19 protein-coding genes and 1 pseudogene are annotated in these 16,707 nt (G+C 31.0%); 5 read left to right on the plus strand and 15 right to left on the minus strand.

Annotated elements, in window-relative coordinates:
* From N5D03_RS13180 to N5D03_RS13225, 10 genes are all read right to left on the minus strand, one after another.
* Window positions 1–672: alpha/beta hydrolase (locus tag N5D03_RS13180; protein ID WP_280051912.1), on the minus strand; the 672-nt coding region annotated here is incomplete at its 3' end.
* A 49-nt stretch (window positions 673–721) separates the two neighbouring features.
* Window positions 722–1,084 carry a DUF2147 domain-containing protein gene (locus tag N5D03_RS13185; RefSeq protein WP_280037574.1) on the minus strand — a complete coding sequence of 121 codons (363 nt, stop codon included), beginning with the start codon at window positions 1,082–1,084 and terminating at the stop codon, window positions 722–724.
* A 63-nt stretch (window positions 1,085–1,147) separates the two neighbouring features.
* Window positions 1,148–1,513, minus strand: a complete 366-nt coding sequence (locus N5D03_RS13190) for a hypothetical protein (protein WP_280051914.1) — start codon at window positions 1,511–1,513, stop codon at window positions 1,148–1,150.
* 110 nt (window positions 1,514–1,623) lie between these two features.
* On the minus strand, window positions 1,624–2,400 hold the full coding sequence (locus tag N5D03_RS13195) for a LytTR family DNA-binding domain-containing protein (RefSeq protein ID WP_280051916.1): 777 nt from the start codon (window positions 2,398–2,400) through the stop codon (window positions 1,624–1,626).
* Window position 2,401: 1 nt separating this feature from the next.
* On the minus strand, window positions 2,402–3,157 hold the full coding sequence (locus N5D03_RS13200) for a sterol desaturase family protein (RefSeq protein WP_280051917.1): 756 nt from the start codon (window positions 3,155–3,157) through the stop codon (window positions 2,402–2,404).
* A complete protein-coding gene (locus N5D03_RS13205; RefSeq protein WP_280051918.1) occupies window positions 3,154–3,819 on the minus strand; it encodes a histidine kinase in 666 nt (221 codons plus the stop codon). The genes N5D03_RS13200 and N5D03_RS13205 overlap by 4 nt, the downstream gene beginning before the upstream one ends.
* A 464-nt stretch (window positions 3,820–4,283) precedes the next feature.
* Window positions 4,284–4,499 carry a hypothetical protein gene (locus N5D03_RS13210; protein ID WP_280051920.1) on the minus strand — a complete coding sequence of 72 codons (216 nt, stop codon included), beginning with the start codon at window positions 4,497–4,499 and terminating at the stop codon, window positions 4,284–4,286.
* Window positions 4,496–5,092 (minus strand): hypothetical protein, encoded by a 597-nt coding sequence (locus N5D03_RS13215; RefSeq protein WP_280051921.1) that lies wholly within the window; start codon window positions 5,090–5,092, stop codon window positions 4,496–4,498. Before N5D03_RS13215 ends, N5D03_RS13210 begins: the two co-directional genes overlap by 4 nt.
* Window positions 5,073–5,552, minus strand: coding sequence for a PH domain-containing protein (locus tag N5D03_RS13220; RefSeq protein WP_038331612.1), 480 nt, complete (start codon window positions 5,550–5,552; stop codon window positions 5,073–5,075). Before N5D03_RS13220 ends, N5D03_RS13215 begins: the two co-directional genes overlap by 20 nt.
* Window positions 5,545–5,817 carry a DUF2089 family protein gene (locus N5D03_RS13225; RefSeq protein ID WP_038331614.1) on the minus strand — a complete coding sequence of 91 codons (273 nt, stop codon included), beginning with the start codon at window positions 5,815–5,817 and terminating at the stop codon, window positions 5,545–5,547. The genes N5D03_RS13220 and N5D03_RS13225 overlap by 8 nt, the downstream gene beginning before the upstream one ends.
* A gap of 125 nt (window positions 5,818–5,942) precedes the next feature.
* Here N5D03_RS13225 and N5D03_RS13230 point away from each other — a divergent pair, with 125 nt between their 5' ends.
* A complete protein-coding gene (locus N5D03_RS13230; RefSeq protein WP_219034590.1) occupies window positions 5,943–6,485 on the plus strand; it encodes a lipocalin family protein in 543 nt (180 codons plus the stop codon).
* A gap of 59 nt (window positions 6,486–6,544) precedes the next feature.
* Here the strand turns inward: N5D03_RS13230 and N5D03_RS13235 are convergent, their stop codons facing one another.
* Together N5D03_RS13235 and N5D03_RS13240 are read right to left on the minus strand one after the other, a co-directional pair.
* Entirely contained in the window at window positions 6,545–7,915 is a 1,371-nt protein-coding gene (locus tag N5D03_RS13235) for a peptidylprolyl isomerase (RefSeq protein WP_244958045.1), read from the minus strand.
* 136 nt (window positions 7,916–8,051) lie between these two features.
* Window positions 8,052–8,918: a hydroxymethylglutaryl-CoA lyase gene (locus N5D03_RS13240; protein ID WP_125350348.1), complete on the minus strand. Its 867-nt coding sequence runs from the start codon at window positions 8,916–8,918 to the stop codon at window positions 8,052–8,054.
* 64 nt (window positions 8,919–8,982) lie between these two features.
* Here N5D03_RS13240 and pepT point away from each other — a divergent pair, with 64 nt between their 5' ends.
* Together pepT and N5D03_RS13250 are read left to right on the plus strand one after the other, a co-directional pair.
* A complete protein-coding gene (gene pepT / locus N5D03_RS13245; protein ID WP_115000674.1) occupies window positions 8,983–10,224 on the plus strand; it encodes a peptidase T in 1,242 nt (413 codons plus the stop codon).
* Between the two features lie 88 nt (window positions 10,225–10,312).
* Window positions 10,313–10,981: a head GIN domain-containing protein gene (locus N5D03_RS13250; RefSeq protein ID WP_038331627.1), complete on the plus strand. Its 669-nt coding sequence runs from the start codon at window positions 10,313–10,315 to the stop codon at window positions 10,979–10,981.
* A 33-nt stretch (window positions 10,982–11,014) separates the two neighbouring features.
* Here the strand turns inward: N5D03_RS13250 and N5D03_RS13255 are convergent, their stop codons facing one another.
* Both N5D03_RS13255 and N5D03_RS13260 read right to left on the minus strand, forming a co-directional pair.
* Window positions 11,015–12,106: a DUF3810 family protein gene (locus tag N5D03_RS13255; RefSeq protein WP_280051924.1), complete on the minus strand. Its 1,092-nt coding sequence runs from the start codon at window positions 12,104–12,106 to the stop codon at window positions 11,015–11,017.
* Window positions 12,087–13,061, minus strand: a complete 975-nt coding sequence (locus N5D03_RS13260) for a bile acid:sodium symporter family protein (RefSeq protein ID WP_115002064.1) — start codon at window positions 13,059–13,061, stop codon at window positions 12,087–12,089. Before N5D03_RS13260 ends, N5D03_RS13255 begins: the two co-directional genes overlap by 20 nt.
* 158 nt (window positions 13,062–13,219) lie before the next feature.
* Between N5D03_RS13260 and N5D03_RS13265 the strand changes: the two genes are divergently transcribed.
* Both N5D03_RS13265 and uvrA read left to right on the plus strand, forming a co-directional pair.
* Window positions 13,220–13,558 (plus strand): hypothetical protein, encoded by a 339-nt coding sequence (locus tag N5D03_RS13265; RefSeq protein WP_038331633.1) that lies wholly within the window; start codon window positions 13,220–13,222, stop codon window positions 13,556–13,558.
* A 151-nt stretch (window positions 13,559–13,709) separates the two neighbouring features.
* On the plus strand, window positions 13,710–16,511 hold the full coding sequence (gene uvrA / locus N5D03_RS13270; RefSeq protein ID WP_280051926.1) for an excinuclease ABC subunit UvrA: 2,802 nt from the start codon (window positions 13,710–13,712) through the stop codon (window positions 16,509–16,511).
* 41 nt (window positions 16,512–16,552) lie between these two features.
* Here uvrA and N5D03_RS13275 read toward each other — a convergent pair.
* A pseudogene (locus N5D03_RS13275) lies at window positions 16,553–16,707 on the minus strand (osmotically inducible protein OsmC); the annotation flags it as partial.

A 16,707-nucleotide genomic window follows, 5' to 3' on the forward strand; every position in this document is an offset into this window, starting at 1 on the left:
TAATTCTATATTTATTGGAAGTTCTGGGTTGTTGTAAGAAGATAAATCATCTTTTGAAGTAACATTTTTTAAAACGTGATTCATCCCTTTGATAATAACAGCAGATTTAGGAGATAGGTTTTTAGCGTTCTCCGTATCAACTTGAATATCCATATCACCTTGAATCACTAAAAAAGGAATAGTTAATTTATTGATTTCATTTACAGGATTATATTTAATCCAAGAAATTAAATAAGGTTGTACACTTTTACGAAATAATGAAGATAAATTAGGATTAATATTATTTACAGTATTTCCATTTTTCAAAGAATCTATAATAGCATACGATTCGGTTTTTAATTGTTCAGGAAGTAGATTTAATTGTTTCTTAAGTATTTGGTCAATAGATTCTCCTGCACCAGAAATCGAGATGAATTTGTCGATATTTTTTGAAGATGCAAGCATTCCAATTAATGAACCTTCGCTGTGTCCAGCTATTGAAATAGAACCAAATCTTTTATCTTTTTTTATGAAAGTTATCCAATTCCTTGCGTCCTCAACGTAATCATCAAATGTAAGTTTAGACTCGTCCAAATTAGCAATAGAACTTTCTCCGATTCCTCTTTTGTCATAGCGAATAGATGCAATCCCAATGACAACTAAACTTGGTCTTAAAAAAGTAGAATTTTTCATGGCTAAAACTTTACTAACAAATATACTATTTTTCGCCTAAAAAACAAGTCTAAAATACTCGCTTCCAAACTTTTTTGCGACTCATATTTTTATAAGAAGCTTTTATTTCTAATTTATTTTCAGAGACTAACCGAAGCTCCATATCAAAAATCCGGCTCTCTGTTGGCAGTGTGATTTTACCATTCCAATGCGGGTTTTTAAATTGAATATCTTTAAAAATGATGTCTCCTGGTTTTGCTTTAGGCTCTTTAACTTTTAACCATACAATTTTCCCCAAATAACAGTCTTTACTTTTAAAAATCTCGACTCTTCTAGTTCCATCAGGATTTTCCCATTGTCCGATGATAGCATCTAAATTACCAGAACCGAAACCTAAGAACAAAAATGCAATAAAAATGATAATTACTCTCATTACTACTGGATTTAAAAACTGAAAAACACCTTGCTTTTTAAACAAGGTGTTTACTAACTAAACTTATTTACTTCGATTCGCTATAAAACGCTCTTTCATTTCTTTTCTGTTATCCGTCTTTTTGTCTTTGAACTTCTTATATTCTTCTTCGGTTAAGACTTCTTTCAACTTGGCATCTCGTTCTTCATCAGCAGTTTTTAATTCCTTAACTTTAGTCAGTTTACTAGAGCTTCCTGCTTTTATTTCTTCTGTCTTTTTTACAAAATCTAAGTTGACGCTCTGAACTTTTTCTTTAGTTTCATCGCTAAACCCAATTTGTTCCTTCATTCTTTCTGTTAACACAGTAGCCTTTTCTTCTGTTGTTTTTTCTTGTGCAAAAGTTCCAATGCTTACAAAGAACACCGAAAGTAACAATAGTACATTTTTCATTTTTATATTTTTTTTAAATTTCTTACTCAAAAGTAGCTCTTACTATTCTTGTCTTTTAAATTTCAGCAATGAAAAGGACAAATTATAAAATGAACCGCACAGAACGAATTTTAAAATTTCTCAATCCATTTTATAAGTAATGGAGATTTGGTTTTACTCACAATAATTTCCTGAGAAACTGGCAATTGTAATCGTAATAACATCCGTCTGGAAAAATAATTTTCTAAGGATTGAATGGCCGAACGGTTTACAATAAACTGACGGTTTGCTCTAAAAAACTGATCGGGATGCAAAAGGTTTTCGTATTCGTCTAAAGTTTGATTGATAAAATAGCGTTTTTTATCGAAAGTCATAATGTAAACATTACCTAATTCATAGTGGATATAGGCAATTTGTTCTGTTGTTAACGGAATTATTTTTTCTTGATAGTGAACTAAAACTGTTTTTTTATACTGATTTTCAGCAACTGCATTAACAAATGACTGAATGTTTCCATAATTGGTCATTTCTTCTTTTGAGGCGAGTGTTTTTTTTAAGCTCTGATATTTCTGAATACTTTGCTGTAATTTAATTTCGTCTACCGGTTTCAATAAATAATCAATACCACTCGTTTTAAAAGCTTCAATTGCATATTCATCATAGGCTGTACAGAAGACAATAGGCGATTGTACTTCTACTTGTTTAAAGATTTCAAAACTCAATCCGTCAGCTAGCTGAATATCTGAAAAAATAATATCCGGATGATTGTTTTCTTTTAACCAACGAACAGCACTTTTGATGGAAGCTACTATTTCCAAAACGGTAACTTCTTCAATAGATTGCTCAATATTCTTTTTTAATTCACGAGCCGTTTTTATTTCGTCTTCAATAATTAAAACTGTTAGCATCTCATGATTTTTGGTGTAACATTTGATTCATTTTTTTCTGATAATCGGGATGTGTTGTTCCACACCATTCGTCCCAAAAACGAAAGTATAATCCATAATTATCATTGAAATATTTATGATGCATATTGTGATTTAACGATGTATTGAACCATTTACCAATGGATGACTGAAGCAGCCATTTTGGAAAAATTTCGTATCCCAAATGCCCGTAAATGTTGAATACAATCATAAACAACAGAAACAATCCTATAGCAAATTTGTGTATTGGAATAAGAAATACGATAACCAAGATAACCGCTGCTTCAACTACAGCTTCAAACGGATGAAATGAATAGGAAGTAAACGGACTTGGATTGGTCGATTTATGATGAACCAAATGCACATATTTAAATACTTTAGGATGATGCATTAATCGGTGCATCCAATAAAAATAGGTATCATGAATCAGAATAGCCAATACTACACTAAAAATAAAATAGCCAATGCTGTGCTCATTGAAATCGCGATATATTCTGGTGTATTGCCAAAAAGAAGTTGCGGATAACAGATACGCAAATCCCGCAAAAATAAACATGGTCAAAATAGAATATTGAATTTCTCTTTTATAATCTTTATCTTTAGGAAACAACTTTTGGATTTTAAGTTGCACCACGTTTTTTCTGAAAATAACATAAAACAATAGAAACGTCATTCCTGAAAAAAAGAAATAACGAGCTGCCATGAACAAAACGTATAACAAATAACTTTTCTCTTTCATAACAAAGGCAATTTAACAGTGAAAAAAGCTTCGCTTACCTCAATTTTTATTTCCTGTTCCGATAAATATTCGTAACGCTTTTCAATATTTTTCAATCCTTTTCCTGTACTTTTTTCTACAGAAGATTTAGGATGGTAATTATTTCGAACGAATAAAAATCGGTCTTTGTCAAAAATTTCAATGTATAACGGATCTTCAAAAGAAATGACATTGTGTTTAATCGCATTTTCAATCAAAAGCTGAAGTACCAATGGCGGAACTTGTTTTGACAGCGCTTCTGGTGAAACATGGATCGAAACTTGAATAGCTTCTTCAAATCGCTCTTTTACAATGTGTAAATATGATTCAATAAAATCGAGTTCAGCTTGTAAAGATGTTAAATTAGAATCGCTCAAACTCAGTAAATAACGATACACATTGGATAATTTATTGATATATACTTTTGAGCTTTCATCGGTAACCATTGTTCGAAGTGTACTCAATGAATTAAACAAAAAATGCGGACTAATTTGTTGTTTTAACGAATCTAACTGAGCTTCCAGTTTTTCTTTCTTAAGCTGTTCTATTTCGGTTAAAACATGTTGTTTTTCGTAAAGTAAATTCAAATAAAACACAATAAAATAGATAATTGCGCTAAAAAGAATCCCTCTGAAAAACAGCATCAGGATTTGCCTTTTCTCATTCAAATCACGTATCAAAGGAAAATCAGAATATAAAATTTTAAAATCGCCAAAAAAAACCTCTAAGAACAACTGGTAAAAAATAGAAAGTAATCCTGATAAGAAGAGAAAAGCAGCGGTGTATAAAACTATTTTTTGTTTTTTGTAAACAAAGAACTGACTTAATACCCAATACAATAAAGTCAACACAAAAAGATACAGGAAATGATTCAGCAAATAATGCAGATCATCTTTGTTTAAGCGAATAATTCTGGGGGCTATGGCTAAAGCACTTACCACAAAGCTAATTAAAATCCCTTTTTTAAAACCCGACCACTTCATGTTCTTAGCAACTTTATCCCAAAGATACTACATTGTCTAAAAGGATGTATTAAAAAGAAAATGAAACTGCCACATTAGATTTTGAAAAGCCATAAAAAAAGCTCTGAAAATCAGAGCTTTTTTTGTTAATTTATTTGTTTGACATTGCTATCTGTTGGTCCAGAACCAGAAATTAATAAAACAATTGGTATTTTAGATTTTGCATTTTGAGGTAAACATAATGTTCCAAATAATTTAATTTGATTTTTGTTAAGTTGAATATCTGATTCTGTGAAATCATTTTTTGATTGACCAAAAACTGTAGAACAAATAAGTATAAAGAAAAATAAAACTTTTTTCATATTTTTTGTGGTATTAATAATGATAATATTGAAGTTGAAACAATGATGAATAACAAGACAGCAATGAAAGCAAAAACTTGTTTTGTATTTTTCATGTTTGTAACCGTTTTGAAACCGATGTATAAATAATAGAGCATTACACACAAGAAAAATATCGCAATAAAAGCTACAATTACAAGTACAATCATTGTTGGGGCTTCATGTAAAACTTCGAGATTATTTGTTATAATTCCTTTTAGAACTTTGTCCATGCTTTTGTTTACAATTGGAATAAAATCGGTAATAAATACAATGTAATAGGCTATTCTAGAGATTAAAACAACGTTTACAATGTCTATAATTCGTGTTCTGTTATTGATGTTTTTTCCTAAAATATAAAATAGGAGAATAGCAATCGCTAGATTTTTCGTATTTTGATACAACAAATCGAGATAAGAATAAGGAATTCCATTTTTCTTGATGCTTAAAAAATCAGGAAAAAAAGATTCTGTAATTTTGGCGATATAAGTGAAAAAGAAATGCGAAAATAGCCCAATAATGAACAGTATTTTTTCATCGAAATATGCAAATGGATTAAGGAGTTTCTTTATCATTTTTTAGTGTATTTATTGTGTTAACAAATTCATCAGGTTTGTCGCAGCTTACCAAATATTTTACATTTTCTAATTCAATAGCAACAAGTTTTGTGCGATTTTTTATATTGCATCTGTAATTGTCCATAGATCTTCCTATCAATCCCATAAATCCTCTGCATCCAACAATTATCAAATTATTTTGAGATTTTCTTGTAATAATTTTTACTTCATTTATCGGAATAATATTCGTTTTAATTTTTGAAATAAAATAAATATTATTCAAATCAACTTTAATTTTATTTAATGAGATTAAATAATAATACGCAAACAATGGATAAATAATGATTGCATAAATCACCGCAACATATACTTCTGTTTCTTTAAACAATATTCCTCCAATTAAGATTATTAATATGATTAAAATTGTAGTTGTAACCTTGAAAAAAAGCGACATCGATGCTGAAAATTCTTTATTCATCAGACATTGTTTTTATTTTATTAATCAAATCATCTACTTTATTTCGCATGGTTGGATAGCTGACTTCAAATTCTTTCGCCATGTCTTTTAAACTTCCTGAGTTGACAAAGAATTGCATAATAAATGCTTGTTCTTCATTTGTAAGTTTCAGAAATAAAGGAAGTTCATAGTTTCCTACAACTTGTGTTTCGCAATGGTTGCAAATTAATTTTTCGACCGCTAATTCTTCGGCACAGCTGGGGCATATAACAGGAAGTTTTTTCATTTGATTAAATAATATTAAAATTAGTTTTAATAAAATTAAATAAAACTTTAATTAATTCAAAATGTAAAATCATATTTTTTCAACTTTAATATTATTGATACATTTGCAACCTAAGTTTTAGTAAAATGAATTTTAAGAAATTAGCCCTTGCAGCATTGGCGTTAGGGACAACAGCATATATCGTTAATCACAATAAGAAAAATGTAAAATACAAACCTGCTCAAAATTTTGATTTAGGTGGATTTTTAGGGCGTTGGTACGAGATTGCACGTTTGGAAAATAAAGCACAAAAAGGACAAACAAATGTGACGCATCGTTTTAATTTGAACGAAGAAAATGGGCAATTGGAAGTGATTGTGCGCGGCTACAATGCGAAGAAAAAAGGGTGGGAAAAGATTGAAGGAATTGCAGCACAAGATATCGAAAATGTTGGGTTGTTCTCGACAACGTTTTTACCAATTTTAGCAAAAAAATTATATGTAATCGATTTTGATAAAGATTACAATAATGTATTAGTTGCAAGTGAAGATTATAAAAAGTTATGGATTCTATCGCGTAAGAAAGAGATTTCGGATAAGGTAAAAGACAGATTTTTTGATTCGGCAAAGAAAGTAGGATTTGATCCAAGTAAGTTAATTTGGCCTTCTCAAGTTCCGATTGCGAAATAAGATTATTTATTTTTAAGACATAAAAAAACCTCGAGAATTTCTCGAGGTTTTTTGTTTTATTATTTTTGGTTTTTCTTTTCCCAATCGATCGGGAAATTACAACTTTGGTATTCTTTTCCAATTTTAATGTAAGCATCACCAACTTGACGTTTTACCCAATCCATCAACAATGTACGTTCTTTATCTTGAACCGCAAATTTCTGAATTCTATAGTAATCATCTTGATAATTGATTTTATGCTCTGGATAAAATTTATTGATTTTTAAGATTCTTAAAGCTTTTCTGTTATCAAAATCATCTTCGAAAACTTGAGAAATATCTCCTTCATTCAATGTTGCAATTGCTGTAAACATTGGTAGAGGCAAAGCCATTTTCTCGAAACGATCGTCACCAGAATTTTGGTTCATGATATTTCCTGAGTTAAATTTTGTGTATTTATCATCAGAAAATCTTAATGCAGCATCTTTAAATGTCATTTTTCCGTCGTTAATTAAAACTCGAATCGAATCTAATTTATTATAAGCCTTTTTTATTTCTTCTTCCGTTGGTTTCAACGTAATCAAGATATGACGCAAATCTAATTCTTGTCCACGACGTTTTTCTAACTTAATAATATGATATCCAAAATCAGTTTTGAATGGATCAGAAATTTCACCTTCTTGTAAGTTAAACGCAACCGCATCAAACTCTTTTACCATTTTACCACGAGAAACTTTTTTGTATTCACCTCCGTTACTTGCGGAACCTGGATCTTCTGAATATAAAATTGCTTTCGTTGCAAAAGAGGCACCTTCTTCAATTTCTTTTTTGATTTCTTTTAATTGATCGATAATCTTTTGTTGATTTTCTTGTGAAACTTCAGGATAAGTTACAATATGGCTAATCGAAACTTCGTCTTTCACGTCTGGTAATTCACCTTGGTGTTTTTCGAAAAACATACGAACTTCTTCTGGTGTTGCATCAGCACCTTTTACAACCATTTCTCTTTTGTTACGCGCATAAATATTATCTTCAACGATATATTTAGTTTCGTTTTTCATTTCCGCCATTGTACGGAATCCGAAATAGTCTAAAATTTGTTTTTCTCCTCCAGCTTGAGCAATCCAACCTTCGATTTGGCTATTTAATTGACGAGTTACCTCATCTTGTGTCACTTTGATTAAAGTATCTTGTTTTGCACGATCAACCAACATTTTGTCTAACATAATGTCGTTTAGGAAATCACATTTGTCTTCGACTTGCATCCCTTGTTGTTTTGACATTAAATAATCTCGATCTACATCAGACTCTAAAACAATCTGATCTCCGACAACAGCAGCTATACCATCTACTTTAGCAAGACGTTTTGGTGTTGGTTTTGCTGTTTGTGCAAAAGTATTTACCGTAAATAATGCTGCAATTAGCAACATCATACTCGATTTAAATTTCATATACTTTAATTTCATTTTAATATTCTAAGCTCGATAAAAAAACTTACCGATGAGCAAATTTAACTTTTTTTGTTAAAGTCCAACATATTTTAATTTCCTTTAACAAAAGAATTGATTTTTTAGTTTATTGTTAAGATTAAACTAAGCCAAATGTACGCAAAGAAACATTCCAAGCAGATTCGAAATCAAAAAGATTCAAACCATGTTTTTCTTTGTGCTCATTTGCGAAACTAATTAACTTTTCGGTTGGCATATTTCCGACCATATCACTTTTTGACATTGGACAACCGCCCAAACCTTTTATAGCACCATCAAAACGACGACAACCATTATCATAAGCGGCTTGTACTTTAGAATGCCATTCGGTATAAACGGTATGAAAATGTGCGCCAAATTCAATTTCTGGATAATGAGGAATCAAATTTTGAAACAAATCAACAATTGTTTTTTCGTCTGCAACACCAATTGTATCTGATAAATTGATTGAAGAAATTCCGATATCCGCCATTTTTTTAGACCATTCTTTTACGATTTCTTCATTCCAAGTTTCTCCATAAGGGTTTCCAAACGCCATCGAAAGATAAATTAACATATGTTTACCATTATCATTTGAGATTTGGTTGATTTCTTTCACCATTTCAAACGCTTCTTCACGACTTTTATTCGTGTTGAATTGTTGAAAATTCTCTGAAATAGAAAAAGGAAATCCAATAATATCCACTTTTTCGTGTTCTGCAGCTTTCATTGCGCCACTTTTATTGGCAACAACAACAGATAATTTCGATTTTGAATTGGTTTTATCAATATTATCTAAAACTTCTTTCGTATCCGCCATCTGTGGAATCGCTTTTGGCGAAACAAAACTTCCACAATCTATCGCTTCAAAACCAACAGTCAATAAACGATTTAAGTAATCAATTTTCTTGTCAGTTGGTATAAAATCTTTGCGTCCTTGCATCGCATCACGTGGACATTCAATAATTTTAAAAGTTAGCTCACTCATTTTTTTGGTTTATTTGCGCCTTAAAGGTAGATAATTTAGTAATTTTGACAAAAATTAAAACGCAATGCAAACAGAATGGAGAGAAAAGTTGGTAACACGCTTTTTGAAATATGTTAAAACTTACACTGAAAGTGAAGCTTTTTTAGATAAATTTCCAAGTACAGACCGTCAATGGGATTTAGCAAATTATTTGGTTGAAGAGTTAAAACAAATCGGTTTAGAAGATGTTTCAATAGATGAAAACGGGTATGTTTTTGGATATGTTCCTTCTACAGTTGATCACGAAGTGCCTACTATTGGTTTTGTTTCTCATATGGATACATCGCCAGATTTTTCTGGAGAAAATGTACAACCTCAAATTTGGGAAAATTACGATGGTGGAGATATCAAATTGAACGAATCAATGATTTTATCACCAAACGAATTCCCTGAATTATCTCAATATAAAGGTCAAACAATCATTACAACTGATGGTACAACATTATTAGGTGCTGATGATAAAGCTGGTGTTGCTGAAATTGTAACAGCTGCAGAATATTTGATTGCTCATCCAGAAATTAAACATGGACGTATCGCTATTGGATTTACACCTGACGAAGAAGTTGGTCGTGGAGCAGATTTTTTTAATGTAGAGAAATTTGGAGCTGAATGGGGGTATACAATGGATGGTTCTGAAATTGGAGAATTAGAGTACGAAAACTTTAATGCTGCATCTGGTATTGTTACAATCAAAGGTAAATCTGTTCACCCAGGTTATGCGAAAGATAAGATGATTAATGCATCTAATATTGCAATGGAGTTTGCTGCACAATTACCAAACGACGAAGTTCCTGAATTAACTGATGGTCGCGAAGGATTCTTTCATTTAGCTAAAATTACAGGAAATGTATCTGAAGCAAAAATGGTTTACATTATCCGTGACCACGATATGGAGCAATATGAAGCGCGTAAAGCTTTATTTTTACAAATTGCTGCTGATATTCAAGAGCGTTTTGATCATGAAGTAATTACAGCAGAAGTTTCTGATCAATATTTTAATATGATTGAGAAAGTAAAAGAGAAATTTCAATCAGTTGAAATCGCAGAACAAGCTTTGAAAGATTGTGGAGTTACGCCAAATATCAAACCAATTCGTGGTGGTACAGACGGAGCTCGTTTATCTTTTATGGGATTACCTTGTCCTAATATCTTTGCTGGAGGTCACAATTTCCACGGACCTTACGAATATGTTCCAGTAGAATCTATGGAAAAAGCGACAGAAATTATTGTACGTATTGCAGAATTAACAGCTGAAGGAGCGAAATAATTCTTACAATATATCTTAAAAATAACTTAAGTTTTCTTTTTTGGTTTAAATTTTGTGTAATTTCAAATCAAATTAGAAAACTTTTTTTATGAAAAATATCGTATTGTCAGCAGCCGCTATATTTTGTTCAACTTTTGCGTTTGCGCAAGAAGAGATAAATGTTGGAGATTTTAATATCTTAAAAGTTTATGATAAAATTCCGGTTGAGTTAATTTCTTCGAACGAAAACTTAGTAAAAATAGATGGAGTTAATGCGAGCGATGTTCAAGTTGAAAATAACAAAGGTGAACTGAAATTGAAAATGACAGGAACCAAATTGATGCAAGGAGGAGAAGCAACGGTTAAGGTTTATTACAAATCATTATACGAAATTCAGGCAAGTCAAGGTTCTCGCATTTATTCTGATGATGTTGTAAAATCACAAGCATTGTATTTGACATCTAACGAAGGTTCATCTATCAAATTACCAATCGAAACATCAAAATTAGAAGTCAAAATAAATTCTGGTGCTGAAGTAATTTTAACTGGTGATACTGAATTTCAGACTGTAATTGCAAATTCTGGAGGGAAATATTATTCGAAAACATTAAATTCTGATACAGCAAGTTTAACAACAAATGCAGGAGGAGTAATAGAAGCGAGAGCGGAGAAATCTGTAGATGCAAAAACTAGAGCAGGAGGAGTGATTGATATTTATGGTAATCCAACGCAACGTAATCAGAAAAAATTAGCTGGTGGAAAAATTAATTTTAAATGATTTAGAACTTTAACAATAATATAAAAGCAACGATTAATTCGTTGCTTTTTTTGTCTGATATAACAAATAAATCAATTCGACATATTTGCTATAACTTATAGTTCCTTCTTGATTATTAGCCTTCAAAAACTGATTATTTAACTCAGAAAAAGTATCGCTCGTAACACCTTCATATTTCAAATAATGTTTTAATTCGGCTTTTCTGTCTTGCTTTATTTTAGAATGCATATTATCCAATTCCATTTTCACAAAATACGGATCAGATTTGTAAATAGCACCTAAAAGCGTATAAATACTTTTATAATAAAACGAATAATTAATTTCAGGATTTCTAGATTTTGTACCTAAATAATAAGCCAAAAAATTAGCTTCACTTTCTGATGCAAATCCCATTTGATGCCCATATTCGTGAAAAAGTGTAGCAGGTTGTTTCAAATTTGTATTGTATCGATTCAGATTTGCTTCTACCGTAAAAGGATTATAGTATCCCAAAATTCCCATATAATTTTGCATTTCCGAAATCCAAGATAATTTGTATTGTGTATCTTTTAATAATCGATAATTTTTTAACCATTTTACATTATTTACTTGGTGTTGTAAAGCAAAAAATTCTTGATTATAATCTTTTAAATTAGATTTGAATTTTATCGTTGTTGTCGAATCATTATGTTCGATTAAATTTCTTGCTGATATTGCTTTATCAAGCTCGTAGCAATAGATTTCTTTCAGAATTTTAGGTTGAATAACGATTTTTTCTTTGTCAATAGTTAACGTTTGTTTTTTGTACATCACGCTCCAAGCAAACGTGTAAATAAAATAGATACAGTTTACAAAAATCATAATGCAATAAATTGAATGCGAAACTTTTTCTTTCGATTTGAAAAAACTTCGAATCAATTTAAAAATCAATACAAAACCGATTATTCCAATGATTAAATAAAACAATTCTCCAACAGGAAAATGAACTGAATTCGTAATTTTTGCAATAAATCCTGAAATTGGAAATGTAAGATGATTGACGATGAAATCATCAACGCTTTCGATTGAAAATAGTATCGAAAATAAAATAATTTGAAATAGAAAAATAAGGATACTTCGATAAGTTTTATTCAACTTCTTTAGCATATTGATTAGCGATATAACTGATATAAATTAACTGAAAAGTGTGGTAAAGCATAACCGGAATCAAATAAATACCGATATCTCCCGTAAAAATAACTGCTGCAATTACCGAGCCATGAACCAATGATTTTTTAGTCGAACAAAATTGAATTGTGATATCATCTTCTCGATTAAAATTCATTTTCTTACCAATCCATTTTGAAAGTTTGAAAAAGAAAAAGAATAACGCAACTACAATTATGAAAACTGCCAACAACGGAAGAACGCCTAATTTTGTAAATAATCCATCCAAAAAAGTATGACTAAAACTGTTGTAAACAATAAGTACAATGGTTAGTTTATCTAAATTACCGAATTGCTTTTTATATTTATTGTAAAAGAACCCTAAATAAGGTTGAAGAAGAGCTCCGATAAAAACAGGTAAAATAATTTTAAGAACTAAATCCAAAAAAGTTCCTAATAAATCAAATTCACCATTACTTTTTGATAAAAACAAACTCATCCAAAGCGGTGTAACAACAATACCTATTAGTCCAGAAATACTTGCGTTAAAGATAGCACTTGGTATATTTCCTTTCGCAATAGAAACCATTACAACTGACGAAGAAACTGTACTTGGTAACGCGGCTAAATAAAATATTGCGACATACAGAGTAAAATAAATTGGGTAATTTTTTATGAAAGGATAGAAACACAAGACTAATAATGGAAAAAATATAAATGTGATGGATTGAATCAAGACATGCATTTTCCAATTTGCTAAATCTTTAAAAACTTCTTTCCAATTAAGTTTTAATCCATAAAAAAAGAATACTAAGATAACTCCAATATCAATTATTGTATTCAGATTGAAATCCTTGTAAGACCACAAACTAATATCTGGGAAAAAATATGCGACAACAATGGCAACGAATAAAAACAGAATAAAAGGGTCGGGTAATTTATTTAGAATTTTCAAAATCAATAAAATTTAAACAAAAATAATAAATAAGATGATAAACATTTACTAAATATTTAATACTTTCGTTTTAAAGTAGAAAAGGGTATAATGTTAAGTATTTGTAAATTGATTAACTTTTTTTTATATTTGTATTTAAATAACCTAAAATCTATCTTATGAATACGTGTCTTCAATGTAACCAAACTTTATTTGGTCGAAAAGACAAAAAGTTTTGTAACGATTTTTGTCGAAATTCTTATAATAATAATCTTAATCGTGATAAAGTAGAAATTGTACGAAATATTAACAACAGATTAAGAAAAAATAATCGTATCTTAAAAACTTTATTAGAAGAAGGAGCTCGTTCGGTAAATAAAAACGAATTGAGTTTGAGAAACTTTGATTTTAAGTACATTACAAATGTAGATGAATCAAAAAATGGCACAATTTTTTATGTGTACGATGTTGGATATCAAGAGTTAAACGAAGAAAATTATTTATTATTTCAGGAATAAATTTTTATTTTTTTATTGAAAAAAGCGCGTCAACATGTTGATGCGCTTTTATATTTTAACTAAATCTGTTCTTTTTTATACGTTATATTTTATGACTAATTTTTGTTGCGATTAAGTTTAACTTTCTAAAATAACTTAACTTTGTGCCACGATGAAAAAAGATATCAATCAACTTGATCCGAAAGAATTTATTCTGATTAAAGGTGCAAAATTGCACAACTTAAAAAACATTGATTTAGCGATTCCAAAAAATAAATTAGTCGTGATTACTGGGATGTCTGGTTCTGGGAAATCTACTTTGGCTTTTGATACGTTGTATGCGGAAGGTCAGCGTCGTTATGTCGAAAGTTTATCGTCTTATGCACGTCAGTTTTTAGGAAAATTGGATAAGCCTCAAGTTGATTATATCAAAGGAATAGCGCCAGCAATAGCGATTCAGCAAAAAGTAAATTCTACAAATCCGCGTTCTACAGTTGGAACAACGACAGAAGTCTATGATTATCTAAAGTTGTTGTACGCACGAATTGGAAAAACATATTCACCGATTACAGGAGAATTAGTTCAAAAAGATTCGGTAACGGATGCGATTGATTATCTAAAAACTTTTGTGGCTGAAACTAAATTTATTCTTCAAATAAAATTGGTTGTGCCAGAAGAGCGTTCGTTTGCAGAACATTTGAATATTCTTCAACAGCAAGGGTTTACACGTTTGAGTGTCGATGGAAATCAAGTGAAAATTGAAGATTTAATTTCATTTAATTTTGAACCTCAACCCGAAAATGATATTCATCTTGTCATTGATCGTATCGCTTTGCCAACAGAGGACGAAGAATCTTTTTATCATCGTTTGGCAGATTCTATCGAGACGGCTTTTTTCGAAGGAAAAGGAGAAATAGCGATTGTAAATGTAGAAGATAATACGGTAAAATATTTCTCAAATAAATTTGAATCAGATGGTTTGATTTTTAATGAACCAACTATTCATTTCTTTAGTTTCAATAATCCTTATGGAGCTTGTCCAACTTGCGAAGGTTACGGGAAAGTAATTGGAGTTGAGGAAAATCTTGTCGTTCCAAATAAATCGTTGTCAATCTACGAAGATGCGGTTGTAGCTTGGAAAGGCGAGAAAATGGGCGAGTGGAAAAATCATTTTATCAAACTTTCTCAAAAAGTAGATTTTCCAATTCATAAACCTTATTTTGAATTATCCGAAGAGCAAAAAGACTATTTGTGGCACGGAGATAACGACTGGGAAGGATTGGACGGCTTTTTCAAAATGGTTGAGGAGAATACATACAAAATTCAATATCGTGTAATGTTGTCTCGTTATCGTGGTAAAACAACTTGTCCAACTTGTAAAGGAAAGCGTTTGCGTAAGGAAACGAATTACGTGAAAATTGCGGTTAAATCGATTAATGATTTGGTTGATTTACCTTTGAATGAGTTGAATGATTTCTTTACAAGTATTACATTTAACGAATATGATCAGCAAATTGCGGGTCGAATTATATACGAAATTAAGTCGCGTTTAACGTTTTTGTTAGATGTTGGTTTAGAATATTTAACGCTAAATCGTGCTTCGAATACGTTGTCTGGAGGAGAATCGCAACGTATCAATTTAGCAACTTCTTTGGGAAGTAGTTTGGTTGGTTCGATGTATGTGTTAGACGAGCCTTCGATTGGTTTACATTCGCGTGATACAGCTAAATTTATTACAATTTTACATCGTTTACGCGATTTAGGCAATACAGTGATTGTGGTAGAGCATGATGAAGATATCATGAAAGCTGCTGATTATATCATCGATATTGGTCCAGAAGCAGGAACAAATGGAGGTGAAGTAGTTTTTGAAGGAACCTATGATGAATTATTAAAAGGTGATACATTAACATCTAAATATTTGAACGGAAAATTAGAAATTGAAGTTCCTAAAAAACGTCTAAAATCTCCTAATTATTTGAAAATTATTGGAGCAAGAGAAAATAATCTAAAAAATATTGATGTTAAATTTCCTCTGAACGAATTAACCGTTATTACAGGTGTTTCGGGTTCAGGGAAATCTACCTTAATGAAAGATATTTTAGCACCAGCTGTTCAGCGTCATTTCGAGATTTTTGGAAATAAAATCGGTGATTTTGATGAGTTAGTTGGAGATCTGAAACAATTGGAAGGAATTGAGTTAATCGATCAAAATCCAATCGGGAAATCTTCGCGTTCTAATCCTGTGACGTATGTAAAAGCTTACGATGATATCCGAAATTTATTTGCCAATCAGAAAGCAAGTAAAGTGATGGGATTTCAACCAAAACATTTTTCGTTTAATGTAGATGGCGGACGTTGTGATGCATGTAAAGGAGAAGGGACAATTACCATCGAAATGCAGTTTATGGCTGATGTAGAGCTGGTTTGTGAAGATTGCCATGGCGAACGTTTCAAGAAAGAAATCTTAGAAGTTAAATTCGAAGGAAAATCGATTTCAGATATTTTAAATCTAACAATTGATGAAGCAATTGACTTTTTTGCAACTCATCAGCAAAATAAAATTGTCGAAAAGCTGAAACCATTACAAGATGTTGGTTTGGGTTATGTAAAACTTGGGCAATCGTCGAATACGCTTTCTGGTGGAGAGGCACAACGTGTGAAGCTGGCTTTTTTCTTGACGAAAGGAGAAACGACAAATAAAACCTTGTTTATTTTTGATGAGCCTTCTACAGGTCTGCATTTCCATGATATTCAGAAGTTGATTAAAGCATTACGTGCTTTGATTGATTTGGGACATTCGGTTTTTGTAATCGAACATAATATGGATATTATCAAAGTTGCCGATTGGGTGATAGATCTTGGTCCAGAAGGAGGGAAGAAAGGTGGTTATTTGGTTGCCGAAGGTACACCAGAAGAAATTGTCAAAGTAAAAGAGTCCTACACAGCTCAATTCTTAAAAGAGAAATTATAACAGAAATATAATAAATTATTAAAACCGAGTTTAGCTCGGTTTTATTTTGCGTTACATTTTGGGTGATGATAAACAGGGAAATTGCACGAATTCGCAATAAAACACAATTCGTTTGCCTTTTTATGAAGTGAAAGCGCCAACTCGATTTGTGATGAATTAGAAATAATGATTTCAGGAAATAAATCTACTTTTATAA

It is taken from the genome of Empedobacter sp. GD03861 (assembly GCF_029840885.1).
GTDB classification, from domain to species: domain Bacteria; phylum Bacteroidota; class Bacteroidia; order Flavobacteriales; family Weeksellaceae; genus Empedobacter; species Empedobacter falsenii_B.